The organism is Cryptosporangium japonicum (assembly GCF_039524755.1).
GTDB lineage: Bacteria > Actinomycetota > Actinomycetes > Mycobacteriales > Cryptosporangiaceae > Cryptosporangium > Cryptosporangium japonicum.
This window is the reverse complement of sequence record NZ_BAAAGX010000003.1, coordinates 13370-36626: the sequence shown is the minus strand read 5'-3', so window position 1 is coordinate 36626 and position 23257 is coordinate 13370. Positions and strand designations below refer to the sequence as shown.

Annotated in this window: 21 protein-coding genes, 1 tRNA gene and 1 pseudogene; 12 read left to right on the top strand and 11 right to left on the bottom strand. The window is 71.3% G+C overall.

Annotation, left to right across the window (positions count from 1 at the left end):
- Window positions 1-41: 41 nt before the first annotated feature.
- Window positions 42-650 (bottom strand): sigma factor-like helix-turn-helix DNA-binding protein, encoded by a 609-nt coding sequence (locus ABD437_RS02065; RefSeq protein WP_344646990.1) that lies wholly within the window; start codon window positions 648-650, stop codon window positions 42-44.
- A 102-nt stretch (window positions 651-752) separates the two neighbouring features.
- Window positions 753-1367, bottom strand: a complete 615-nt coding sequence (locus ABD437_RS02060) for a TMEM175 family protein (protein WP_344646989.1) — start codon at window positions 1365-1367, stop codon at window positions 753-755.
- 122 nt (window positions 1368-1489) lie between these two features.
- On the opposite strand from ABD437_RS02060, the gene ABD437_RS02055 reads away from it, so the two are divergent.
- The gene (locus tag ABD437_RS02055; protein ID WP_344646988.1) at window positions 1490-2194 is read left to right on the top strand and encodes a TetR/AcrR family transcriptional regulator; all 705 of its coding nucleotides are present in this window, start codon (window positions 1490-1492) and stop codon (window positions 2192-2194) included.
- A 111-nt stretch (window positions 2195-2305) separates the two neighbouring features.
- Here ABD437_RS02055 and ABD437_RS02050 read toward each other — a convergent pair whose 3' ends face one another.
- Window positions 2306-3313, bottom strand: coding sequence for a hypothetical protein (locus ABD437_RS02050; protein ID WP_344646987.1), 1008 nt, complete (start codon window positions 3311-3313; stop codon window positions 2306-2308).
- A gap of 220 nt (window positions 3314-3533) precedes the next feature.
- Window positions 3534-4088, bottom strand: a complete 555-nt coding sequence (locus tag ABD437_RS02045; RefSeq protein WP_344646986.1) for an NADPH-dependent F420 reductase — start codon at window positions 4086-4088, stop codon at window positions 3534-3536.
- 116 nt (window positions 4089-4204) lie between these two features.
- Here ABD437_RS02045 and ABD437_RS02040 point away from each other — a divergent pair, with 116 nt between their 5' ends.
- The 3 genes from ABD437_RS02040 to ABD437_RS02030 all read left to right on the top strand — a co-directional run bounded on the left by ABD437_RS02040 (window position 4205) and on the right by ABD437_RS02030 (window position 7019).
- The gene (locus tag ABD437_RS02040; protein ID WP_344646985.1) at window positions 4205-5158 is read left to right on the top strand and encodes a LysR family transcriptional regulator; all 954 of its coding nucleotides are present in this window, start codon (window positions 4205-4207) and stop codon (window positions 5156-5158) included.
- Window positions 5159-5239: 81 nt separating this feature from the next.
- Window positions 5240-5779, top strand: coding sequence for a SigE family RNA polymerase sigma factor (locus ABD437_RS02035; protein WP_344646984.1), 540 nt, complete (start codon window positions 5240-5242; stop codon window positions 5777-5779).
- Window positions 5772-7019: a hypothetical protein gene (locus ABD437_RS02030; protein ID WP_344646983.1), complete on the top strand. Its 1248-nt coding sequence runs from the start codon at window positions 5772-5774 to the stop codon at window positions 7017-7019. The genes ABD437_RS02035 and ABD437_RS02030 overlap by 8 nt, the downstream gene beginning before the upstream one ends.
- Before the next feature lie 4 nt (window positions 7020-7023).
- Here the strand turns inward: ABD437_RS02030 and ABD437_RS02025 are convergent, their stop codons facing one another.
- Window positions 7024-7677 (bottom strand): response regulator, encoded by a 654-nt coding sequence (locus ABD437_RS02025; protein ID WP_344646982.1) that lies wholly within the window; start codon window positions 7675-7677, stop codon window positions 7024-7026.
- Window positions 7674-8723, bottom strand: a complete 1050-nt coding sequence (locus ABD437_RS02020; protein ID WP_344646981.1) for a sensor histidine kinase — start codon at window positions 8721-8723, stop codon at window positions 7674-7676. The genes ABD437_RS02025 and ABD437_RS02020 overlap by 4 nt, the downstream gene beginning before the upstream one ends.
- Before the next feature lie 133 nt (window positions 8724-8856).
- Here ABD437_RS02020 and ABD437_RS02015 point away from each other — a divergent pair, with 133 nt between their 5' ends.
- Entirely contained in the window at window positions 8857-9705 is an 849-nt protein-coding gene (locus ABD437_RS02015; protein WP_344646980.1) for an alpha/beta hydrolase, read from the top strand.
- A complete protein-coding gene (locus ABD437_RS02010) occupies window positions 9702-10847 on the top strand; it encodes an acyltransferase family protein (protein WP_344646979.1) in 1146 nt (381 codons plus the stop codon). The genes ABD437_RS02015 and ABD437_RS02010 overlap by 4 nt, the downstream gene beginning before the upstream one ends.
- 2 nt (window positions 10848-10849) lie before the next feature.
- Here the strand turns inward: ABD437_RS02010 and ABD437_RS02005 are convergent, their stop codons facing one another.
- On the bottom strand, window positions 10850-12565 hold the full coding sequence (locus ABD437_RS02005) for a transglycosylase domain-containing protein (protein WP_344646978.1): 1716 nt from the start codon (window positions 12563-12565) through the stop codon (window positions 10850-10852).
- A gap of 58 nt (window positions 12566-12623) precedes the next feature.
- On the opposite strand from ABD437_RS02005, the gene ABD437_RS02000 reads away from it, so the two are divergent.
- Window positions 12624-13301, top strand: coding sequence for a response regulator transcription factor (locus ABD437_RS02000; RefSeq protein ID WP_344646977.1), 678 nt, complete (start codon window positions 12624-12626; stop codon window positions 13299-13301).
- Window positions 13298-14995, top strand: coding sequence for a sensor histidine kinase (locus tag ABD437_RS01995; protein ID WP_344646976.1), 1698 nt, complete (start codon window positions 13298-13300; stop codon window positions 14993-14995). The genes ABD437_RS02000 and ABD437_RS01995 overlap by 4 nt, the downstream gene beginning before the upstream one ends.
- 58 nt (window positions 14996-15053) lie before the next feature.
- Here ABD437_RS01995 and ABD437_RS01990 read toward each other — a convergent pair whose 3' ends face one another.
- Together ABD437_RS01990 and ABD437_RS01985 are read right to left on the bottom strand one after the other, a co-directional pair.
- The gene (locus tag ABD437_RS01990; RefSeq protein ID WP_344646975.1) at window positions 15054-15908 is read right to left on the bottom strand and encodes an NAD(P)-dependent oxidoreductase; all 855 of its coding nucleotides are present in this window, start codon (window positions 15906-15908) and stop codon (window positions 15054-15056) included.
- 152 nt (window positions 15909-16060) lie between these two features.
- Window positions 16061-16228 (bottom strand): hypothetical protein, encoded by a 168-nt coding sequence (locus tag ABD437_RS01985; protein ID WP_344646974.1) that lies wholly within the window; start codon window positions 16226-16228, stop codon window positions 16061-16063.
- Between the two features lie 340 nt (window positions 16229-16568).
- On the opposite strand from ABD437_RS01985, the gene ABD437_RS01980 reads away from it, so the two are divergent.
- Window positions 16569-17513 carry a glycoside hydrolase family 16 protein gene (locus ABD437_RS01980; protein WP_344646973.1) on the top strand — a complete coding sequence of 315 codons (945 nt, stop codon included), beginning with the start codon at window positions 16569-16571 and terminating at the stop codon, window positions 17511-17513.
- 10 nt (window positions 17514-17523) lie between these two features.
- On the opposite strand, the gene ABD437_RS01975 is transcribed toward ABD437_RS01980, so the two are convergent.
- Together ABD437_RS01975 and ABD437_RS01970 are read right to left on the bottom strand one after the other, a co-directional pair.
- On the bottom strand, window positions 17524-19683 hold the full coding sequence (locus ABD437_RS01975) for a hypothetical protein (RefSeq protein ID WP_344646972.1): 2160 nt from the start codon (window positions 19681-19683) through the stop codon (window positions 17524-17526).
- A gap of 1 nt (window position 19684) precedes the next feature.
- Window positions 19685-19814, bottom strand: a tRNA-OTHER gene (locus ABD437_RS01970).
- 848 nt (window positions 19815-20662) lie between these two features.
- On the opposite strand from ABD437_RS01970, the pseudogene ABD437_RS01965 reads away from it, so the two are divergent.
- The 3 genes and pseudogenes from ABD437_RS01965 to ABD437_RS01955 all read left to right on the top strand — a co-directional run bounded on the left by ABD437_RS01965 (window position 20663) and on the right by ABD437_RS01955 (window position 23224).
- Window positions 20663-21252 (top strand): annotated as a pseudogene (locus ABD437_RS01965) (DinB family protein).
- 163 nt (window positions 21253-21415) lie between these two features.
- A complete protein-coding gene (locus ABD437_RS01960) occupies window positions 21416-21835 on the top strand; it encodes a GNAT family N-acetyltransferase (protein WP_344646971.1) in 420 nt (139 codons plus the stop codon).
- A 612-nt stretch (window positions 21836-22447) separates the two neighbouring features.
- On the top strand, window positions 22448-23224 hold the full coding sequence (locus ABD437_RS01955; RefSeq protein WP_344646970.1) for a toll/interleukin-1 receptor domain-containing protein: 777 nt from the start codon (window positions 22448-22450) through the stop codon (window positions 23222-23224).
- Window positions 23225-23257: the final 33 nt, after the last annotated feature.

Below are 23257 nucleotides of genomic sequence, written 5' to 3'. Positions count from 1 at the left end.
TGCGCGGGCAGTGACGATCGGGTGCCGGGCGCGACGACTCATCACGCCGTCGAGGCGAGACCGACGAGCGCCGCGTGATCTCCGGTCCGGGACGCGTCGAGGAAGGCGCTCAGCAGTTCCCGGTGCGTTGCCGCCGCGGTGGGGGGCCGGTTCGTCCCGGGGGTGGCGGCGAGCCGGAGCCGGGCTCGCCGGGCGTGCTGCCGGGTATTCGTCTCGCTCAGCCCGACCGCCGACGCGATCTGGTGGTAGGGCCAGCCGAACGCCTCCCGCAGGAGGTAGATGACCTGGTCCCGGGGCGCGAGGACGTCGGTGAGCAGCCGGATCACGGCCCGCACCGCGTCGCTCTGTTCGGCGAGGCGAGCCGGATCGACCTCCGGGCCCGCGAGCCGCTCGAGCCACGGGCCGGCCGGGACCACCGGTCGACGCAGCCTGGATCGCACCGCGCTCACCGACAGTCGCGCGGTGGTCCGGCACAGGAAGGCCGACGGGTCCACGACGACGGCCCGGTCCGCCCGCTGCCAACACATCCACGCGTCCTGCACGATGTCATCGGGGTCGGCCAGCCCGCCCGCGACGTGGCGTGCGATCGCTAGGAGCCGATCGCGGACGGCCAGGAACTCGCCGAGCCCCGGGCTGCCGATCTCCACCATGCTGAACCTCCGGCCCACTCGCGAACGAGCTCCGGACGCTAGCGAGCGGCAGTGCAAAACCAGTGCGGCCGCTGGCCGCGGGCGCGGGGGCGCGCCGGTCCGTCAGGACGCCAGTACGCCCCTGCGGCGCAGGAGGGTCAGGATGCGGCCGTCGGCGAGGAGCAGCAGCAGCGGCCAGTAGCCGGCGCCGGGGACGACCAGCGTGAGCAGGAACGCCAGAGCCAGGGCGACGGCGTTGCCGATCAGCTGCTCGAGGACGGTGCGGTCGGGGGCGGACTCCGCCGGGTTGATCCGGCGCAGGGCGAGCGCCAGCGCGGTGAGCGTGAGGCTGGAGACGAAGAGCACCCCGATGTAGAGCGAGATCACGAGTCGGTCGTCGCCGTACGCGCCGACCATCTCGGCCGGGAAAGGCAGAACCACTACGCACAGTAACCATAACGAGTTGATCCGGACGATGCGGGTGTCGATCGAATCGACCCGGTCGAACAGCCGGTGGTGCACCGTCCAAATGCGCCAGATGACGAAGAAGCTGAGCGCGAAGCTCCCGAACGGCACGAGGTTTCCGGTGATCACCTCGTGCGGGGACTCGTGCTTTTCGACCGCCTCGGGCACGAGCTCGACCAGCGGAAGCACCAGCAGCGTGAGAGCGATCGCGGCCGCGGCGTCGCTGAAGAACGTCATTCGCTCGGCGTGCAGAGGCGGAGCGGACCTGCTCATGGAACATCCTCGATTGGTGGGATCAACTACTTGCCATACGGTGTATGACGAAGCTAGTTTAGCCATACACCGTATGAGAAAAGCGGGTGGCCGACGGGTCTCACTCACTAGAGTCGTCAGGTATGACCACCGGCGAGCGCACCCACGGGTCGGTGTGGCTGCGTCCCGCGCGCACGCCACGGGCGGCGAAAGGCCAAGCGTTCGCCCAGGACGACCTCGCGGCCGCCGGCGTGGCGCTCGCCGACCGTGACGGGCTCGACGCGGTGTCGATGCGCCGCGTCGCCGCCGAATTGGGCATCACCGCGATGTCGCTCTACTGGTACGTCGACACCAAGGACCAGCTCGTCGAGCTCATGGTCGACCGGGTCCTCGCCGAGCAGCCCGTACCGGTCGGCGACGACTGGCGGGCCCGGCTGCGGTCGATCGGCTGCGACACCCTGGAGCTGCACCGCGCCCACCCCTGGTTCGTCCACGCCCAGGGCCGGCCGGGAACGCTGCCCGGCCCGGGACAGCTACGCCACTGGGACCGCCACGTGCACGCCCTGACCGACCCGCGGATCACCCCCAGGCTGGCCCCGGAGAACGTGACCCTCGCGGTCGGCACCGTGATGAACTTCGTGTCCGGCTACGCCCTCACGCCCGCCCGCGGGGTGCTGACCCCGTACGCCGGTCACCCGCAGATCGATCAGTACCTGCGCGACGCCGTACTCGGCCACGGCCTGGAGAGCCTGCGTTCACTGGCCCACTTGAGGCACCAGTTCACCGAGGACCGTTTCGACGACGGGCTCGACATCGTCCTCGACGGACTCCACGCTCGCCTGTTCTGAGCCGCGGGTCTGCCTCGGCTCCGTTCGCCGACCTCGTCAGGGCCAGCCGATGAGGCGGGGCGGCTCGCCGGTCACCTCGTTCTCGTCCCGAACGAACTCGCGGTTCGCGGCTCAACCCAGCGTCAGCACGGCGCCGAGCACCACGACGGACCCCACCACGAGCACCGTGAAGAGCGCCACTTGGAGGACCGGCACCACCCGACGCGGGACCGCCCACCGGCGGCGTGGAACGACGGTGAGCCCGAACGCGGCCGCCGGTGCCCCGATCCGGTGGAGAACGGGCCCGACGGCGTACCCGACCGTCGACTCGATCGGCGCGCTGTTGACGCCTACCAGGTACTTCGTGTCGATTCGCTGGACCTGTGGACTCCAGTCGGGATCGAACCGGACAACAGACTTGACCCAGGAGGACGTGATCGATTTGCCGGTCGGATACCGCGGATAGGCCGTCCGCGCCGGCCCGGGAGCGGTGCGGCGGAACTCCTCGTAGGTCGGCTCGCCGCCCGGGATCAACAGAACCAGACGCTCCGGCGGAAGCGACTCGAACGCGCGCTCCAGCTCCCACCGGAGTCCGGCGGTGGAGCCGAGCGCCAGCACGACCAGCCGCGCCGCGCTCATCAGCCTCCTGACCTCGAACTGCCAGTCGGCGTCGGCGATCGCGTAGCGGTACGCCCCGACGTGCGGAACGTCCTCGCCGGGACGGGCGACCGCGACCACCCGTCCCGCTCGTTCGAAGACACGCGCCAGCTCCTCTTCCTCCGTCCGCCCCCGGACCCAGAGCGTGGACACCGGCGCGGCGTTCGGTCGGGCGGCCGCGTCGTCGCTGCCGAACGACCGGAGGTACAGGACGAACGGGCCCGCCGGCAGGTCGCTCACGGACGTCGGGGCCGGCGTGCGCAGACGTCGGCGCATCCACCGCCGCCGGCGCCCGCGTACCGCCAGGAGCACGCCGACCGCGAGCAGCGGCATGGTGCTGAGGCCGCCCGCTACCGCTCCCACCGAGTCGTCACCGATCGACTCCCCGACCGCGACCGTCGTGACCGCACCGGCGACCGGCGCCGCGCAACATATGAGCACCCACCCCAGCGCGATGATCAACGCCCCGAACCGGCCGTTCACGGCCACCCCCTGGACCGACCGACGGCGAGAACTGACCGAATCCAGGATGTCGGCACTCCACTGTGTCCGGGATCGTCCGAACGGGGCGAGGTACGTGCGGGGAGGGGGCACGCATGATCAGCGGGGCGATCATCGGGGGATTCGTCGGGCTCGCGCTGGCGCTCGTCAACTGGGTGATTCAGCGCCGGCGGTCCAAGAAGCCGGACTAGCGGCGCTGTTCTCAGAGCTGTTCGGGTGTGGCCAGGCGGTACACGAACGGGCCGAGGTCGCTCTGGGCGATCGCTACCACGGCGTGGGCGAGGCTCTCCTGGGTCGCGGCCAGGCTCAGGTCGCCCAGGCGGACCGCCTCGTAGCCGGCGTCGATACTGAGCTGCTCGACCACGCGCCGGGCCTCCTCGTCGCCGGACCACAGATTGCTCGGCTTCGCCCGCGCGGTGGCGATCCGCCCGTACAGCGCCGCGATGTTGGTGTTGAACACCTTCGCGGTCGGTCCGCCGGTCACCGACTTGACGTACTCGGCGTTCGACGCGAAGCCGGCCGGGGGCTTCACCTCGCCGTAGAGGTTGGTGGCGTCCAGGACCGTCTTGCCCGACAGTCCCGTCACCGACGCCAGCGCCGCCGGCACCGCGTCGCCGGGGACGGCGACCAGCACCGCCTCCGCGGCGCTAGCGTCCCCGCCGCCGCGGCCGAGCCGGGTCACCTCGTGCCCGGCCCGCTCCCACAACCCGGCCAGCCCGCCGCCGATGTTGCCCCGCCCGATCACGGTGATGTCCACGCATCTCTCCCAGCCGGTTCCGGCGCGCCGGACCGAACCCGTCGCGCGACGAGAAGGACCGTAAGCCGCGCGCCGGACGGACGTCCAAGACCGGTTTGCACGTCGGACGATAGCCTTTGTCTATCGATATCAGCCCGCGTGTTCTGCGCTATTTCCTGGCCGTGGCCGACGAGCTCCACTTCGGCCGGGCCGCCGCACGTCTCTACATTTCGCAGCCGTCGCTGAGCCATCAGATCCGCAAGCTCGAAGAGACGCTCGGCACGCCGCTGTTCGTCCGGTCGAGCCGCCGGGTGCAGCTCACCGCGGCCGGCCGGACGCTGGCCCAGGAGGCGCCGGCCGCGTTGACCGCGCTGGAGCGCGCCGTCGAACTCACCCGCCGGGCCGGGTCGGGGAGGACCGCGACGATCCGGCTGGGCTATTCGCCGATCGCGAGCTTCGGCACGCTCACCGCGCTCCTGGCGGCGATCGCGGAGGACCACCCCGGCCTCACCGTCGACGCGCGCGAGCTGTTCAGCGCCGAGATCCCCGAACGGCTTCACGCCGGCGACCTGGACCTCGGTCTCGCGCTCTCGCCGCCGACCCCGGACGGAGTGGCCGTCGAGCTCGTCCGCGCGGAACGCGTCGCCGCGATCGTCGGTGTCGGTCATCGGCTGGCCGCCGCGGCGGAGATCCCGCTGGCGGACCTCCGCGACGAGACCCTGCTGCTGTTCCCCCGGCACCTCGCCCCGGCGTACTACGACGGCATCGTCGCCGCCTGCCGGCAGGCCGGCTTCACGCCGCGGCTCTGCGTCTTCGACGAGCCCCCCGTCAGCGCCATGCTCTCGCGGCTCGCCGCCGGACGCGAGGTCGGCCTGGCGCCCGCGTCGTTCACGGAGCACGCGGCGAAGGCCGGCACCGGCGTCACCCACCGCGACGTCGTCGCCCCGTCCATCCCGGCGGAGTTCTCCGTGCTCTGGCCCACGACGGAGCGGTCACCCGTCATCGCCGACGTCGTCGCGACGATCCGCCGCCACGCCGCACGCCACGGATGGCTGGACGGCGGACCCGGTCCCGGCCCGGCGATCACGTGATCCACGAGCGAGGTGCAACAGGGCGGCGTCCGACGGCGTTCAGGGGAGCGAACAGGACGACAGCTCGACGGGGATGAGGCCATGGACCGGGACGCCGACGACGAGGAATTCGTGCGGTTCGTCACCGCGCGCAGCCGAGCGCTCCTGCGCTACGGCTACGTGCTCGCCGGCGAACCGCACACCGCCGCCGACCTGGTCCAGGAGGCGCTGCTCCGGCTCCGGAGCGCCTGGGCCCGCGGCAAGGGCCGGGAACACCCCGAGGCCTACGCCCGCGTCACGATGTCCCGGCTGCACATCAGCTGGTGGAGGCGCCGACGCGGCGAGCAGCTCACCGCTCTGGTGCCCGACCGCACCGCGCTGGATCCCGCCCTGCGCCGGGTGGAGGACGACACCGGCCTCTGGCGGGCCCTGGAGGTGCTCGGCCGACGGCAACGCGCCGTGATCGTCCTGCGCTACTACGAGGGCCTCGGCGACGACGAGATCGCGGAGATCCTCGGCATCGCCGAGGTCACCGTCCGCAGCCAGGCCGTCCGCGCCCTGCGCCGGTTACGCAGCCACCTGACCGACGACCGGATCGCCGCGCTCAGCGTCGTCGACACCGAGAGGAGCAACCGTGCCTGACGCCGTCGAAGCCTCCCTCGCCGAGGTCCTCCGCCGAGCCGCCGACGACGCCCCCGAACCCGCGCCCGGCGCCGGTGAGGCGCTGCTCCGCGAACACGCCCGCCGGGCCGGGCTCTCCCGGGGGCGGGTGCTGGCGCTCGCGGCCGCGATCAGCGTGCTGATCGTCCTGGCGGCCGTCGTCACCGTGCGCGAGCTCGTCTCCAGGGGCGACGACCTGCGTCCGATCGCCCCGCCGGTGCGCATCGTCCACTCCGACTACGAGGACGGCGCTCCGATCGCCGACGTCTGGCCGGACGCGGTCCGGACCGTTCCGGCCATGATCCCGATCAACGGACGGTCGAACCCGTTCAACGTCGACCGGGTGCTTCCCGACGGCCAGCTGCTCGTCACGCCGGTCGGTGACGAACCCGGCATCTCGCACCTGTGGGTGCTGAACCCGGCGACCGGTGACGCCCGGCCGGTCAGCCCGGCCGGCGACTGGGTCGTGGTCGTCGGGCAGCAGGTCGACGCGGGGGAGGCCCGCTGGATCGCCTGGATCAGCCAGCCGACCGGGGCCGAGCCCGACACCCCGGTGTACCTCTGGTACGCGCCGGTCTCCGGTGGGAAGGCGCGCAAGGCGCTGAGCGCACCGATCAGTACGTCGGGTGGGGTCGACCTGAGCGCGGTCCGGGTGTTGATCGACGGCGACACGCTCGTCGTCACCCCGGCGCTGAAGAAAGAGAAGGGCCAGGCCGCGAGCGTGGTCCGCACGGTACGCATCGGGGAGAACCGGGTCCGCACGGTGCCGGACGCGACCGGAGCGACCGTGCTGCAGTGGCCGTGGCTCAGCGACGCACGCACCCCCGGTCACCGGACGATCCGCGAGGTCGGCACCGGGCAGGTCCGGTCCGCTCGGCTGCCGGCCGACTGGACCGACGTCGACTGTTCGCTCTCCTGGTGCGTCGGGCGGCAGGATGGCCGGCTCGTCGTCGCCCGGCGCGACGGCTCGCAGGCCCGCACGCTCGCGAGCGGCGCGCCGGTCGTCGGCATCGTCCGGGATCGGTTCCTGTTCGTCTCCGGCCGGACCGTCTACGACCTGCGGACGACGAAGACGCTGACGCTGCCGGCCGCCGCCGGCGAGCAGGGCCCGGCCTGGCAGTCGATCGGGATCGTCGGCGAGGGCGGCGGGACGCCGATGGTCGGCTGGATGAAGCCGGACTCGTCGGAGTACCTGCTGGTCGACACGCAGGGCATGGTCTGAGCGGTCAGTGGGGGGAGACCAGGCCCATCTCGTAGGCGAGGATCACCAGGTGGATGCGGTCGCGCGCGCCCAGTTTCGTCAGGAGCCGCGCGACGTGGGACTTCGCGGTGGCGGGGCTGATGTACAGCTCGGCGGCGATCTCGGAGTTGGTGCGCCCCCGCCCGATCAGCGTGAGCACCTCGCGTTCGCGGTCGGTGATGCCGTCCGAGGATCGCAGCGGGGGCGGCGCCGGAACCTGGCCGGCGAACTGTTCGATCAGCCGGCGGGTGACGCTCGGAGCGATCAGGGCGTCCCCGGCCGCGACGACACGGACGGCGTTCAGGATGTCGTCCAGAGCCATGTGTTTGACCAGGAATCCGCTGGCCCCGGCGCGGAGCGCGGCGTACACGTACTCGTCGTCGTCGAACGTCGTCAGGATCAGCACCCGGACCGGCCCGGCGTCGGCCAGGATGTGCCGGGTGGCCTCGATGCCGTCCATGACCGGCATCCGGATGTCCATCACGACCACGTCGGGCTGCTGTTCCCGGGCCAGCTGCACCGCCTCGGCCCCGGTGGAGGCCTCGCCGACGACGGTCAGGTCGTCGGCGTCGTGGATGAGAACACGCAGCCCGTTGCGGATCAGCGGCTGGTCGTCGGCGAGCACCACCCGGACGCTCATCGGGCCGTGACGCGCTCGGTCGTGGCGTCGGCGAACGGCAGGTGGGCGACGACCCGGAAGCCGCCCTCCGGCCCCGGCCCGGCGCTGAACCCGCCGCCGAGGAGGCTGACCCGTTCACGCATGCCGGTCAGGCCGTGGCCGAACACCGGTTCACCGCCCCGGCCGTCGTCGGTGACCTCGATCGTCAGCCCGTCCCCGGTGCGACGCACGAGCACGTCGCAGTGGTCCGCGCCCGAGTGCCTGCCCACGTTGGTGACCGCCTCCTGGATGATGCGGTAGGCGGAGAGGTCGAGGTCGGGCGGGAGCGGCCCGCGATCACCGTCCCGGCGCAGGTCGACGCGGACGCCCGCGTGCGCGGCCCGGGTGACCAGGGTGTCGAGATCGGCCAGGCCCGGCGCCGGATCCAGCGGTGCCGACCCGGCGTCCGGATCCGCGCGGCGCAGCGTCCGCAGCATCCGGTCGACCGCCGCGGCGGTGTCGCGGCTGACGTCCTCGATGGTGGCGAGTGCGTTGCGTGCCTCGGCGGGCTGGGTGTCGATCACCCGACGCCCCATCCCGGCCTGGACCGCGATCACCCCGATCGTGTGCCCGATCAGATCGTGCAGTTCGCGGGCGATACGCAGGCGTTCGTCCTGGACGGCACGCGCGGTCGCCTGCTCTCGGGCGGTGGCGGCGAACCGCCGTCGCTGCCGGACCGAGTGGCCGATCACCCACGCGGTGACCACCGCCAGGATCTCGATGACCGACACTTCGACGACGCCGGGAAGCGGCGCGATCGCCGTGACGCCCAGCTGCACCGCCACGGCGACGATCGCGGCCGCCGCGGACCGGCGCGCGGACGCCACCGCGGCCAGTCGCCCGATCGCGAGGTCGGCGGCCAGGAAACACACCACCGCGGCCAGCGGGCCCGAGGACCATTGGTCGAGGAGCACGATGCCCACGGCGCCGCCGGACAGGGCCAGCACCAGCACCGGCAGCGGGTTCCGGCTCAGCGACAGCGCGAGCAGCAGCGGCACCGCGATGACGAGCGCGACGGGTTCGAGCATGCGTCGATGATATTTACGCTGGTAGAGCCCCGGCATCGGCCGGCGGGCGTACGCCCGTGGGACGCGTGCCGCCGCCCCGGTGCACTCGCCGGGCCGATGCGGGTGGGCACGCCGGTTCGCGACCGTGGCCCCCATGAACACGAACGTCGTCCGGCGTGGCCTGCGTACCGCGCTCGCCGTCCTCACGGTCGTCGCGGTGCCCGCGATCGGCATCCTGCTGGTGGCACCGGCCGCGCTCTCCGCGTCGTCCCCGGCCGGTGCCGCCGTCTCGCGGCACGGATATCCGGCGGGGAACTACCTGCTGCTCGATCCGGGTGGGCGCGGCCGGGTCGTGCAGGTGTTCGGGGACCTGTCGGCGGCCCGGCGGATCGCGGTCCTGGTGCCCGGCATGCGCACCCGGCTGGCCAACTGCTGGCGCGGTGTGGGCGGTGCGCGGTACCGGTCGCCGTCGGTGCAGGCCGCCGACCTGTACCGGGCGATGGGAGGGGAGCGCGACGCGGTGATCGCCTGGCTCGGCTACGACACCCCGCAGACGCTCCGGGAGGCCGCCGGGGACGACCGGGCGATCGCGGGCGCCGACGCGCTGACCGCGTTCGTGACCGGGTTGGTCGCTGCCCACCCGGGCGCGACGGTCACGCTGCTAGGGCACAGCTACGGGTCGACGGTGATCGGCCGGGCCGCCGCGCGGCTGCCCCGCGCGGTGACCGACATCGCGGTGTTCGGCAGCCCCGGCCTGGACGTGCGCACGGCCGCTGACCTGGGCACGACCGCGCGGGTCTGGGCCGGGCAGAGCGCGGGGGACTGGATCCGCTGGGTGCCCGGTGGCCGGGCGCTCGGGCTGGGGCACGTCCGGAACCCGGCCGACCCCGCGTTCGGCGCCCGGATCTTCCCCACCGCGGACGTCGCGGACCACGACCACTACCTCGCGCCGGGCACCGACTCCCTGGCCGCCCTGGCCCGGATCGCGACGGGCCGGGCATGAGCGGCGCTGCGCGCCTTCGTCTGAGCGGCGGGCCGGGCCGGAGCGGCGTCACCCGCTGGGCCGGTGCCGACCGGATCGCCGCGGCCACCCCGGCGCACCGGGACCGCACGATCGACGCGCTGCGCGCGGTCGCGATCCTCGGTGTCGTCCTCGGTCACTGGCTGGTCTCCGCCCTGGTCAGCGACCCCGCGCAACCGGCCGACGTCCACGGCGCGAGCCCGCTGGGCGAGACCCCGGCGCTGGCGCCGGCGACCTGGCTGTTCGAGACGCTCGGCCCGTTCTTCTTCGCGGGCGGCTACGCGGCCGCCCGCAGCATCCGCGGCCGAGCGTTCCGGCCGTGGTTCGGCACGCGGTTCGTCCGGCTCGGACGGCCGGTCGTGGTGCTGGCCGCGGTGTGGTTACCGGCGATGCTGCTGCTCCGCGTGATCGGGGCGCCGGAGAGCACCCGGCACGTCGTCCGGTCGCTGGTCACGCATCCGCTGTGGTTCCTGCTGGTCTTCCTGCTGCTGACCGCCCTCACGCCGCTCCTGCGCGCCGCGGTGCTGCGCCACCGGACGTGGACGGCGGCGCCACTGGTGGCCCTCGTCGCGCTCGGCGACCTGCTCCACCTGGGCAGCGGAACGACGCCGGTGGGCTGGGCGGTGCCCTACGTGCTGGGGATCGCGCTCGCCGAGGGTGTGCTGCCCCGCCGGGCCGGGGCCGTGCTGGCCGCGGCCGGGGCGACCGCGATGGCGGCGCTCGTCCTCGGGCTGGGCTACCCGGCCAGCGCCGTCGGTGTTCCGGGCGCGGGCCGGTCCAACCTCGACCCGCCGTCGCTCTTCGCGCTGGCTCTCGCCGCGGTCCAGATCGGTCTCTTCCTGCTGATCCGGGGCCGGTTGGCCGGGTGGCTGCGTCGCCCGCCGGTGTGGGCCCCGGTGGTGCTGCTCAACGTGTTCGCGATGACCGTGTTCTGCTGGCACCAGAGCGCGCTGCTGCTGACGAGCTTCGGCGGTCTGCTCGTGGGCCGGCTTCCCGGCCTGCTCGACGAGCCCAGCGGGTGGTGGCCGGTGCACCGGCTGCTCTGGCTGCCGGTGTTCGCGGCCGTGCTGATCGCGTTGTGCTCGGCGTTCCACCGCCTGGAGTCGGCGCGGCGCCGGCCCTGAGATCATCGGGAGTTCGTGCGGGCGTCCTCGGCGGCTCGGGTCTTGGCGTCCCGGTCGGTGGCCTCGTCCTCGTCGGCGCGGCTGTGGGAGCCCATCACGTCGGCGAAGATCTGGTCGGCGAGGAAGCGGCTGCGCTTCGGGAGGGCGAACGCGTCGCCGGTGCCGCCCACCCACACCGCCGTGGCCACGTCGGAGCGCCAGCCGCACCGCCACGCGTCGGTGTTGCCGTCGGCGAGGCCCGGTTGGGCGGCCAGGTCCGATCCGTCCCCGTAGGCCTTCGACAGCAGCGCCCCGGTGAGCGTGAGCGCCCGCTCGTCGAGCACCGGCCGGCCCGTTCCGGGCTCGGGATCGTGGTGCCACACCACCGTGCCGTCCGGTGCCGTCACCTTCCCGATCAGGTACGGGCGGTGGGCGACGCCCCGATCGGCCAGCGTCGCGTAGGCCGTGGCCTGGTCGAACACCGACACCGCGGGGTGGCCGGCGCGGATGCTCTCGAGCGCGGTCCGGGTGAGCGGGGGCGCGCCGCTGATCGCGGTGATCCCCGCGTCCCGGGCGAACCGGGCGACCGCCTCCGCGTCGAACTTCGTCGTCTCCAGGTAGGCCCCGAAGTTGTCCGGGCCGGGGTAGGCGAGCGGGCCGCCGTACTCGACCGACGTCGCCACGACGAACGGCTTGAACGTGGCCCCGGCCGGGTGCGCGGCCTTCGCCGGGTCGAAGTTGCCGTAGCCGGCCTCGCCGGCGTAGTAGGCGCGCACCTGGCCGCTGCCGAGGGCGATCGAGACCACGGCGGAGCTGATCCGCCGGTCCTGACCCCGGCCCCGGGTCCGCGCCGCGGTCGCGGTCCGGCGCTGGAGCGCGGCGTCGAGCGTCGTCGTCACCGTGTAGCCGCCGGTGTAGAGCGCCCGCTCGGGCAGGATCCGGCGCAGTTCCTGTTCGATCCGCGCCCCGAGCACACCCTGCCACCCGGCGCGCAGCGTGCCGCCCGACGTCGAACGCGGCAGCGTGGACGGGTAGGTGAGCGCGGCGCGTTCGCCGGCGCCGAGGAACTTGCTGCGCACCATCTGGTCCAGCACGTAGTTCCAGCGGCCGCGGGCGCTGTCGGGCTTGATGCGCGGATCGAAGTTCGTCGGGTCCTTGATCGCCGCGGCCAGTACCGCGCCCTGTTCGAGGCTCAGGTCCGCGGCGTCGACCCCGAAGTAGGCCGTGGCGGCGGCCTGCACCCCGAACGCCCGCCGGCCGAAGTAGATCGTGTTGAGGTAGCCCTCCAGGATCTCGTCCTTCGACATCGACCCGGCCAGCTTGCGGGCGAGCACGAGCTCCTTCGCCTTGCGGGTGACGCTGCGGTCGCGGGTGAGGTCCAGCGCGTTGCGGACGTACTGCTGGGTGATCGTCGAGCCGCCCCCGGCGCTCCGGTCCCCGGTGACCAGGCCGACGACGGCACGCGCGATGCCGGTGACCGACACCCCTTCGTCGTTCGTGCGGAACCCGGCGTCCTCGGCGGCCAGGACGGCGTCCCGGACGATCGGCGGCACCTCGTCGAGGCGGACGTTGCGGCGGTTCTCCGACGCGAACACCGCCACCGGGCCGCTGCCGTCGGCGTACGTGACGGTCGTGGCCTGCGGGGCGGGCAGGATCGGCGGCAGCTCGACCGAGTCGTAGGCGACAGCCAGACCCACGACGAGCGCCACCACACACAGGAACACGATTCGCCGGACCATGCTGCGGATGCTGACGAGCGAATGTCAGGAAGTTGTGCGGGCCGCTTACAGTCGCGCTGTGCCGACCCACCTACTGGTGGCCGAGGACGACCGGAACCACGCGGAGATCCTTCGTCGTTACCTGGAGTCCGCCGGCTATCGCACCACGATCACGCACGACGGCCGGGCCGCGCTGGAGCAGTTCCGGCGCCGGCGACCGGACCTGGTGGTGCTGGACGTGATGATGCCGGAACTGGACGGCCTGACCGTGTGTTCGGTGCTGCGCCGCGAGTCCGACGTGCCGGTACTGATGCTGACCGCGCGCACCAGCGAGGACGACCTGCTCACCGGCCTGGACCGCGGGGCCGACGACTACCTGACCAAGCCGTACCGGCCGCGTGAACTGCTGGCCCGGATCCACGCGCTGCTGCGCCGGGCCGCGCCGGCACCGGACCGGTTCGGGCCGTTCGCGATCGACGTGGCCCGGCGCGCGTTCACCGTCCACGGGCGTGCCGTCGACTGCACGCCGGGGGAGTTCGCGATCCTGACCGCGTTGATGCGTCAACCGGAACGCGTCTTCACCCGGGCGAACCTGATGGAACACACGAACGGGTACGGCCGCGACTCCACCGAGCGCACCATCGACACCCACATCTCCAACCTCCGGCGCAAGATCGAGCCGAACCCGCGGCGCCCCCGCTACCTGGTCACCGTCTACAGCGCCGGCTACAAACTGATCGACCCGGGGCCGCCGTGAGCCCGACCGTGCCGCTCCACCGCAGCCTGCTGATCCGGCTGGTGGCGACGTCGATGCTGATCGCGGTGTGCGCGGTGGCCGCGACCGCCTGGCTGACCACCGAGCTGACCCGGCGCGCGGTCGTGCCGGAGCCGAGCCGCGCGCTCACCGCCGACACCGACATCTACGACGCGTTGATCGGGTACGCGGCCACCCACCGCACGTGGGCGGGCGTCGACGGGGTGCTCCGCACGCTGGCCGAGCGCACCGGGCGCCGGATCGCGCTCACGACGCCGGACCGCCGGCCGATCGCCGCCGCGCCGGCCGACGCGATCACCGCGGTCGCGGTGTCCTCGGTGCCGACCGCCGCCGTGGATCCGTTGAACTCCGACGGCGGCCTCATCGACCCGCGCGCCGTCGGCCCCTACCGGCTCGGCGCGAGCGACCGGTCCGCCCTGGACCGGATCGCCGCCGACCAGGTGGCCTGCCTGGCGAAGGTGGGCTATCCGGCGGAGACGGTCCGCACCCCGAGCGGCCGGCCGGTCGTGCAGCCGGCCGACGGTCGGAGGGAGGAGTTCTGCGAGAGCTGGGCGCTCGACCAGCCGGTGGGGGCGGAGCGCGCGCCGCTGGCCGAACTGACCGAGCGGGTCGCGGTCTGCGCCGGTGAGCAGAAGCTGTTCATCACGCCGCTGTTCGCCGTCGCCTACGGCTCCGGAGCCCAACTGCAGAGCTGTCTGGACGCCGAGCGACGCGCGCAGTTGCGGCCCTGGGTGGCGCCGATCGCGTTGGTGTTCGTCACCGGCCCCGCCGCACCCGAACCCGAACCGGGCGTGACGCTCTCGCGGCGCAACGTGCTGCGCATCGCCGGCACCACGACGCTGGTGTTCGTGGTGGCCGCCGCCGCCACGATCCTGGTCGGCCGACGTCTCGTCCGCCCGTTGCGGCTGCTCACCGACGCCGCCCGGCGCGACGCGCGGCACCCGGTGCCGGTGACCACCCGGGACGAGATCGGCTACCTCGCCGCCGCGTTCAACGACCTGGCCGCCCGGCGGCAGGCCGTGGAGCGACAGCGCACCGAAATGGTCAGCGACATCGCGCACGAGCTCCGCACGCCGCTGACGAACATCCGGGCCTGGCTGGAGAGCGCCCGCGACGGCGTGATCACCGTCGACGCGGAGGTGCTGGAGGTGCTCGTCGAGGAATCGATCCTGCTGCACCACGTCGTCGACGACCTGGGTGACCTGGCCGCCGCCGACGCCGGGAGCCTGCGGGTGCACCGCGAGCCGATCTACGTCCGCGACCTGCTGGAGCAGCTCGTCGGCGTGCACCAGGGCGGCGTGCGGGTGGTGTTGGAGGCCGCCGCCGACCCGGAGGTGAGCGTCGACCCGGTGCGCCTGCGCCAGATCGTCGGCAACCTGCTCTCGAACGCGGTGCGCCACACCCCGCCCGGCGGCCGGGTCACGGTGCGCCTGGAGGTGCGCCCGGCCCAGCTGGAGATCGCGGTGACCGACACCGGGAGCGGGATCGCGCCGGCGGACCTGGCCAAGGTCTTCGACCGGTTCTGGCGGGCCGACACGTCACGCACCCGGGCGACCGGCGGCAGCGGCCTGGGCCTGGCGATCTCCCGCCAGCTGGCCCACGCCCACGGCGGCGAACTGACCGCGACGAGCGAACCCGGGCACGGCTCGACCTTCACGCTGGTTCTCCCGATCTGAGGGGCTCGCGACGTTTCTCGGCCGGCGAAGCCCGGCGGGCTCAGCACGCTCCGGGCCGTCAGGTGCGGGGCGCTTCCAGGACGTGCAGCAGCGCGATGAAGTCCTCGGTGCCGTGACCGGCCGCCACCGTTTCCTCGAGGAGACGGTGCATCGTCTCGGTCAGGGGTCCGCTGGCACCGGCGGCCCGGGCCGCGTCCGACATCAGCCGGATGTTCTTCAGGACATCGGCGGCGCCGGCCTGCAGGCTGAAGTCACGATCGAGGAGCTTCGCCGACTTCACCCGGGAGATGCTGCTGGCCATCTGGCCGCTGTCGGCGATGGCGCGCAGCGTCGTCAGGTCCAGACCGTTGCGGGCCGCGAAGTGGAAGGCTTCGACCAGACCGACCACGGTGCTGAGCATGAAGATGTTCGTCGCGAGCTTCATGGTCAGGGCGTCCGGGACGGGCCCGCAGACATGCGTCTCGCGGCACATCGGAGCGAGCAACGGGCGGACGTTCTCCACGACGTCGGTCTCCCCGGCCAGCATCGCGATCAACTCGCCCCTCTCGGCCGGCACGCGGGAGCCGGACACCGGTGCCTCGACATAGGCGCCCCCGCCGGCGCGGACCGTCGCGTCCAGCCGCAGCGAGTCAGCCGGTGAGATGGTTCCCATGTGCACCACCGTGCGGCCGTCGAGGTGGGCACCGTCGAGCACCTGGTCGGCCGCGGCCGCGTCGGCGAGCATGAGGATGACGACCTGAGCCAGCACGAAGACCTCAGCGGACGTGGCGGCGACCCGCGCCCCCGCCGCACGCAGCGGCTCCGATCGGGTCGTCGTCCGATTCCAGACCACGAGCTCCGGAACTGCCCGGGCGAGGTTCAGCGCCATCGGCTGACCGATCGTGCCGAGTCCGATAAAACCGACGGTCGTCACAGGTATCTCCCCGGGTCAGCGACAAGCACTCTCCCACTATCAGTCAGGCGACGCGGTTCGCCGCACGGGAGGCGCCACTGACGGACGACCGAAGCCGAGGCACGACGACGCTGACGCTGGTCAGGCCACGAGCGGCTGCGGATTCCTCGCCGTCATGACAGCGCCAGCGAGGCGGTCGGAACTGTCGCGATCACATAGTCCTCGGCCAACCCCGACTGCACGTCGACCGTTGGACCTCGTCCGACGTAGCGGACGACGAACACGGTTTCGCGTAGCCACATCTCGTCGTATCCGACGAGGGCAGCCGGCACCTCGCCCACGAGCCTCACTTCGTCGCCCGGCTTGAACGCAGCATCTTCTGGAGCGTCCTGGCGTTGAACGGTTGTGAGTGCGTCGATGAGGGTCTCCAGGGGGCCGGTGTCGGCACCGTAATGAACGAGAAGGCCGGCCTGTCCGAAGACGCGGCGGCGTCAGGGTGCGGCGCCTCCGACGTCGCCGATGATCATGTCGGCTGACTGAAAGCAGTTTTCTGTGCGGTATGCGCGTGCTGTGACGAGCGCGTCGACAACGAGAAATATTTACGCAACACTGTTTACGTCCGTAGGTCGCATGTGGACCGCTGCAGTGGATCGAACCGCTCTCGGCGAGAGGACGTTCTCCGTGGCGATTGATGCAGGTTTCGTGGACCGCGTACTGCCGCGCAGCCGCCGGCGCGTCATGGCCCTCCTCGTCGCGGCCGTCACCGCGCTCGTCGGCGGCGCGGTCGTCCAGCAGCAGCCCGCACACGCCGCAGCGTGGAACCTCGTGTGGGCCGACGAGTTCAACGGATCCGGCGCGCCCAGCAGCGCCAACTGGAACTACAACGTCGGCAACGGACTCAACCCAGGCCTCAATGCCTTCGACGGCTGGGGCAATGGCGAGTGGGACTGGTACCGGCCCGAGAACTGCGCGCAGTCCGGCGGCAACCTCGTGATGCGCGCCAACTGGCTCACGACACCGATCACGGTCAACGGCCGCAATTTTTACCAGACGTCGTGCCGCATGACGACGGACACGAAGAGGTCCTTCCAGTACGGCCGCATCGAGGCGCGGATGGCGCTCCCGACCGCCACCGGCTCGTGGCCGGCTTTCTGGATGCTCGGTGACGCCTGCGACGAGACGTCCACGGGTTCCTACAACCCGGCGCAGAACTACTACGACCGCATTCCCAGCAACTGGGCCAGCTGCGGCGAGGTCGACATCATGGAACACGCGAACGCGAACGCGACCGTGACGAACAACATCTTCTGGGACCTCCGGACCGGAGTGTTCCCGTGGACGGCGGGGCAGAACGCCAACTACGTCGCGAACCCCGGCGTCACCAACGTCGCGGCCTTCCACCTCTATGCGATCGAGTGGACGGCCACGCAGATCCGCTGGTACGTGGATGGCGTCCAGACGCACGTGATCGACACGACGCCGGCGACCCTGGAGGAGTTCCGTAAGCCGTTCCACATCGTTTTCAACCTGGCGCTGGGCGGCACCTACCCCGGACAGAACCCCGTGCAGAGCCAATTCCCGTTCACGGCGTCGATCGACTACGTGCGCTACTACCAGGCAGGTTGAGTAGCGCCGGCTACTCGGGGATCAGCTCACCGAGCTGATCCAGCGTATACACCTGCGAGCCCGCGGGCAGACCTTCAGGTGCCTCGATACCCAGGAACGTGACCGGCTCGTCCGGTAGCCGACCGTCCCACGCGATCACCTCGGTCTCCGTGCGCCAGCGATCGACCAGGTAGGAAACGGTGAGGTAGCGCCGTTCCATCAGGGCCCGCACTCGGTCGGAGGTGGTGAAGGTGTTGTCCTCCACCCGGTTGAACGACGGACGGCCGGAGAGGTAGAGGTGCAGCCACACCGCCTGCCAGCCGCGCTCGCCTTTGGCGAAGACGATCGGCAGCGCGACGCGGCCCGGGCCGCGCATGTGCGAGCGCGCCCGCACGGTTCGGGCGTCGAACGGCGCGCCGCGCTGGTTCCTGGCGCGGGCCTGATAGCCGAACATCGACTCGGCGACTTCGTCAAATGATTCGCCGGAATAGATGTTGACCTGAGGAACCACGTAGCGACCGCCGACCTTCAGGGGCACGTCGATGAACTCGGTCGCGCCGTTGGGCGCATCGGTGACGTCGCCGGAGTGCACCGCGCCGCCGTGGCGGTAATTGGTCCAGGACACTTGGCCGGCGGTGCGGAAATCGTCGTCGAGGAACAGCACGGACAGGTCGTAGTCGGTGCGGCGGCTGGTCTGCCGCCAGTAGGTGAAGAAGCGCAGCAGCTGACCGGTGACCGGTGCCCGCGAGCCTCGAGGCAGGACCCGGAAGCCGCCCTCGGTGGCCTTGCCGGACAGCGGCAACGCGACGTCGAGCACCTCGGGGTCCACCAGCAGTGGGTGCTCACGCCGGGGCAGCCGAACGTTGATCTCGGCGTCGAGCAGCGCCGAGAGCTCGGCCACCAACTCGGCCGGCAGAGGTGGCCGCAGATCCGGCCCGATCCACGCATTTCGCGAGCGGCTCGCGTACATGCGTGCTGACACGGGCGTCAGCCGATTGCCGACGTGCTCCCGCAGGGAGCAGAGCACCCGGCCCGACGCCGAGCCGAGGGCACCTGTCACGGCTTCGACCACGGCGGCGCGCTCCGTCGGCGACGCCTGCCGCAGCAGCCGGTCCGCGGACCGCAGGAGCAGGCCCGGGGCGGCCGACAGGACCGACGCGGCCGTACCGACGGCTCCGGCGCGGAATGCCTCCTCGGCCCGGCCGGCCAGGGTTCGGACTCGCCGCTCACCGCGGGCGACGGCGAACACCTCCTGCGCGTGCGGCCACTGAGAGTACTCGTGCGGGTGCAGGCGTTCCCCGAGCCGCTTCCACCGCTCCGCGTGGCGGGCGACGTCAGCGAGTTTGGCCGGGCTCGCGGCGACGACCTCGTCCAGCGCGGCCAGTAGGGTTCGCCGCTCCCGGCGGCGGAAGGCACGGAATCGCGTCGGTGCCGCCAGCGAGACATCTCCGCCGGAGACCTGGCAGGCCAGACGCAGCACATCGGTCAGGCTGTCCACCGCGACCAGCGGCCTGCCGAGGACGATCCGGACCCCGTTGAGTACGGCGCGGTTCTCCCGCACCGGGATCTCGGCCGGCTGCGCGCCGTCGATGCAGGCGACCGCGAGCTCGCTGAGGATGGCGAGGTCTGCCTCGCCGTGCGGCGTCGTACTACCGGCCAGGGCCAGGTACAGGCGCTCTACTTCGACCTCGGCGGTGTCGCCCAGAGACAGCAGGGTGACCCGGTCACTCGCGGTGGCGACCAGATCGTCGTGCGCGGCGAGCAGCTCGTCGTAGGTGTGCTGGTAGATGCCGTAGGCCGGCAGCTCGAGCAGGTTGACCCCGCCGGATCCCACCGCGTCCCGCAACTGCTCATCGGTCGCGCTGCCGCCGCCGGCGAGCACCGCTGCGCGCAACCGCTCGACCCAGAACTCCACGGTATCCGGCACACCGTCGGGGAAACCGATGAAGTAGGCATTGTGTCGAACGTGGTCGCCGACCAACTCGCGCACCGCGGACACGACGGTGGCGGCCAGATCCATCGCCTCCGCCGGGGCCAGTGCACCGATGTGGTCCAGCAACGCCCGCGACGCCGCGAACCCCGCGTCGAGCAGCGCCGCGTCCAACTGGCGCGCGACCGGCGCGGCGTCGCCGGCCACGCCGGTGCTCGCCGGCACGCGCAAGGTTCTCTGGATGACGAGCTTCTCGTACATGTGGGTCGCCGGGGACTCGAACCCCGAACCTTCCGGTCCAATAGAAGGAGAAGGAAGCGCTCCCATGACCGCGGAGGCGGAGAGCGGACGCGCTATTCAGCCGGATGCTCTACCAGTTGAGCTAGCGACCCGACGGAGATCATCACACAGCCCACGCCGATGGACCATCAAGTTCCTAGTCCGTCGTCCACGCAAGTTCGCCGGGCGGGCATCGCGTCCCACGGGCCGTCGTCGGCTACGGCGGTTCCGCAACTCCTGTTCGGGAGTTCGGGCGCGCCCCCGTCGGCCCCACGGGTGGGTCGTCGTCGCGCACACCAGCGCGGAGGACGTCGACCGGGTGTGGCGCGTGGACGGCGGCGCCGTGAGCCTCGGGCGAGTCGTGACGCCGCTGGGACGGGCAGAAGCTCGCCGGGTGTTACGCGCACCGGGACGGCCGGGTGGATCCGGCGAATCGGAGTCAGGTCATCGCCTGTGCCGGGCGGACGCTGGACGACGTGAACGGAGTGGTCGTGGCCTCGCCGTGCTCAGGTCACGGAGCCAAGCCCGCACCGCTCGGTTGACTCCGGCGATTGCGATCCGCACGTCCAGACCCGCCCCACGGCCGAGGGATCTCGTGGGTGAGGGTGATTCGACAGAGGACTGGCCACGTCATAGCGTCATCGTGTGCAGCTGCAGTTGGGTCACGGTGATGACTCCGGCGGAGTTGTCCGAACCAGTCCGGCGCCGGTGGCGCGGTCGACAAGGGTGACCCTGGTGGCGGCCGGTGACTGGGCCGTCGAGCTCCCGCGACCACTGCTCCTCCAGCCCGGCGAACATGTTTGGTCAGCCGGTTCGTCGTTTTTTTGTTCGGCGGTCGGACGGAGCGGTGACTCGGCACGAAGGAGATGGCGTCTGGCTTTGCCGATGAATCCGCATCCGACGTGATCAGCGTCCGGCCATGCCGCCAGGTCGGGCGTGACCCGCTGGCATGCTCTGGGGGGTGACCGCTGAGGACCTGAAGGATGATCTGCGCTCCTACCTGCGGCAGGGCCGGGACGTCATGCTCGGGAAGCTGGACGGGCTGTCCGAGTACGACGTCCGCCGGCCGCTGGTGCGCCCACCGGCACCAACCTGTTGGGACTGGTCAAGCACCTCGCCGGGGTGGAGTCGGGCTGGTTCGGTCTGACGTTCGGTCGTCCGTTCCGGCATCTGCCGTGGATCGACGACCAGGACGCGGACCCGAACGCCGACATGTGGGCGACGACCGAGGAGTCACGGTCGGAGATCGTTGATCTCTACCGGGAGGTTCAAGCCCACTCCGACCGGACGATCGACGCGCTCGAGCTGGACGCCGTCGGCTCGGTGCCGTGGTGGGAACCGGAGCGTCGAGCCGTGACCTTGCACCGGGTGCTGGTTCACGTGACCGCGGAGACGCATCGGCACGCCGGGCATGCCGACATCGTGCGTGAACTCATCGACGGCCAGGTGGGGCGGCGCGGGCCCGGGGACAACCTTCCCGAGGGCGATCAGGCGTGGTGGAGCGAGTACCGGGAGCGTCTGGAGACGGCGGCGCGTTCCTTCGGTACCTAGCTGCGACCGGCAGCTAGCGGCGCGCTGCCGGTTGACCGGGCGGGCGAACCTATTGCCCCGAGGTACCCCCTCGGCAGCAGCGACCTGGCCGTGCAGATCGGGGGCACGCTATCCGCGGCAGTGGGGTGTGTTCGTTCCCGCTGGTCGAGAGCTACCGTGATCCGTGATCGATGACCAGGCTCTCGACTATCGAGTACGGGGGGACGTGAGCGATCGTGAGCTCACCGACCTGCATCGATCAGCTTTCGGCGTGGACGACGACGGCCACGACGAGCCGTGGCACGCGCGCCTGAGAGAACACAGTCTTCTCTGGGTGGTTGCCCGTGCTGCCGGCGAGCTCGTCGGCTTCGTCGATGTCATCGGGGATGGCGGGGTGCACGCCGTGCTGCTCGATACGGCGGTCCATCCCGAGTATCAGCGTCGTGGCGTCGGGGCCCGATTGGTCAGCGAAGCGGCGGCCGCAGCCGCTGAGCTGGGCTGCCACTGGCTGCACGTCGACTACGAGCCGCACCTCGCGACGTTCTACGAGCAGTCCTGCGGGATGCGTCCGACTTCGGCGGCTGTGCTGCGGCTGCGTCGGTGACGGCGATAGCGCACCAAAAGGCTGACTGCGGCAGAGGAGCACGCCGATGCCCGCGGCCATCGGCGTAGCTCGGCAGCTGAAGTGCGGTCAGCGCTGGCGGACATTTCCCTTGGCCCTCAACGAAGCCTGGTCGTCGGTTAGGCCGGCGCCTCACGCTCCGACCGCCTCCGGACAGACCAGGGAGGCCGCTGCCCTCCAGTGCCGGACGCCCCGTCACTGACCGCACCGTGCCGCCATAGGGACAGCCTCCGACAGCGTCGGTGCTGTCTCCACCACGCCCCGGCTGAACAGGCACTGTTCCGGGCGCCTGCGCTGCGGTGATGGGCGGATGGGTGTCGGCGAAACGCCACCGGTCGCCGTGAATTCCCAGGAAGCCGTCGAGATCGACTGCGAGGCCGACACCATCCTGGCAATCGACGGGGCGAACGATCGATGCGGGGATCAATCCACTGGACCTCGGATCAGCGTCGCTAATGCTCGCCCGTAGTTGACGACGTCGCGTGCCGCCCGTCTTGTCGGCGACAGAAGAGCGCTTTGTGCTAGGGGTGCGCGGTGCCCGCCGACAAGCCTGGCTGCGGTTGCCCGGCAAACCGGCGATCGCATACTGGTCGCATGGGGCGGCGGATCTTCGTCAGTTACGCGCGCGAGAATCGGGCGGCAGTTTCGGGCATCGAGGAAGACTTGACGGCAGTCGGTCACGAGGTCTGGTCCGATGGATCGTTCTCCGGCGGAGAGATCTGGTGGTCGGAGATCCTGGAACACATCAGTTGGTGCGATGTCTTCCTTCTTGCACTGAGTGACGCAGCGTTGTATTCGCCGGCATGCCGACTGGAACACCAGTACGCGCTGGATCTTCGACGTCCAGTGCTCCCGGTCAGAGTCGCGCTGCTTCGGCAGCAGATTTCCCTTCCCGGAGGGCTCGGCGAGCAGCATCAGATCGACTACCACCAAGGCGGTCGCGAGGCGACTCTCGAGCTGCAACGGGCGATCGCGCGGGCGCCGGTGGCCCCGGAGATCCCGCCCGACGTACCGGTGCCTCCGACTCCCGGGGCGGACGGAGCCCGACGACCGAGCGCGCACGTCGTGAAGTGCAAAGGAACCACTCTTGAAGTCGACATCATGGATGGGATTTACCGTGGTCGTCTCAAGGTGTCGGGAAACGACGGATGGGACCTGGTCAAAGTCTGGTTGGACGACGAGCGCTGGCCGACGGTGCTCAGATGGAAAGGTTTAGTGGGAGCACGTCAGATCCATCTGTGGTTGCCACACGGACGCGAGCTGCAAGTGTTGATCCGCCCAAATGAGGACAGTTACGGAAAAATTTCCTACCTCAGAATTAGCTCCGATGATGAGCTTCTCGTTGAGGGCAATCGATGGAAGTTCAGGTGAGGTCAGGAGGCAGATCGCCGACAATATGAGGCC

Excerpts from the sequence above, each read along its gene's own strand:
- ABD437_RS02060 (WP_344646989.1), bottom strand. The coding sequence starts at position 1,367 with ATGAGCAGGTCCGCTCCGCCTCTGCACGCCGAGCGAATGACGTTCTTC.
- ABD437_RS02065 (WP_344646990.1), bottom strand. The coding sequence starts at position 650 with ATGGTGGAGATCGGCAGCCCGGGGCTCGGCGAGTTCCTGGCCGTCCGC.
- ABD437_RS02025 (WP_344646982.1), bottom strand. The coding sequence starts at position 7,677 with ATGAGCGTCCGGGTGGTGCTCGCCGACGACCAGCCGCTGATCCGCAAC.
- ABD437_RS01955 (WP_344646970.1), top strand. The coding sequence starts at position 22,448 with ATGGGGCGGCGGATCTTCGTCAGTTACGCGCGCGAGAATCGGGCGGCA.
- ABD437_RS02015 (WP_344646980.1), top strand. The coding sequence starts at position 8,857 with ATGAACACGAACGTCGTCCGGCGTGGCCTGCGTACCGCGCTCGCCGTC.
- ABD437_RS02020 (WP_344646981.1), bottom strand. The coding sequence starts at position 8,723 with ATGCTCGAACCCGTCGCGCTCGTCATCGCGGTGCCGCTGCTGCTCGCG.
- ABD437_RS02010 (WP_344646979.1), top strand. The coding sequence starts at position 9,702 with ATGAGCGGCGCTGCGCGCCTTCGTCTGAGCGGCGGGCCGGGCCGGAGC.
- ABD437_RS02035 (WP_344646984.1), top strand. The coding sequence starts at position 5,240 with ATGGACCGGGACGCCGACGACGAGGAATTCGTGCGGTTCGTCACCGCG.
- ABD437_RS01975 (WP_344646972.1), bottom strand. The coding sequence starts at position 19,683 with ATGTACGAGAAGCTCGTCATCCAGAGAACCTTGCGCGTGCCGGCGAGC.
- ABD437_RS02005 (WP_344646978.1), bottom strand. The coding sequence starts at position 12,565 with ATGGTCCGGCGAATCGTGTTCCTGTGTGTGGTGGCGCTCGTCGTGGGT.
- ABD437_RS02055 (WP_344646988.1), top strand. The coding sequence starts at position 1,490 with ATGACCACCGGCGAGCGCACCCACGGGTCGGTGTGGCTGCGTCCCGCG.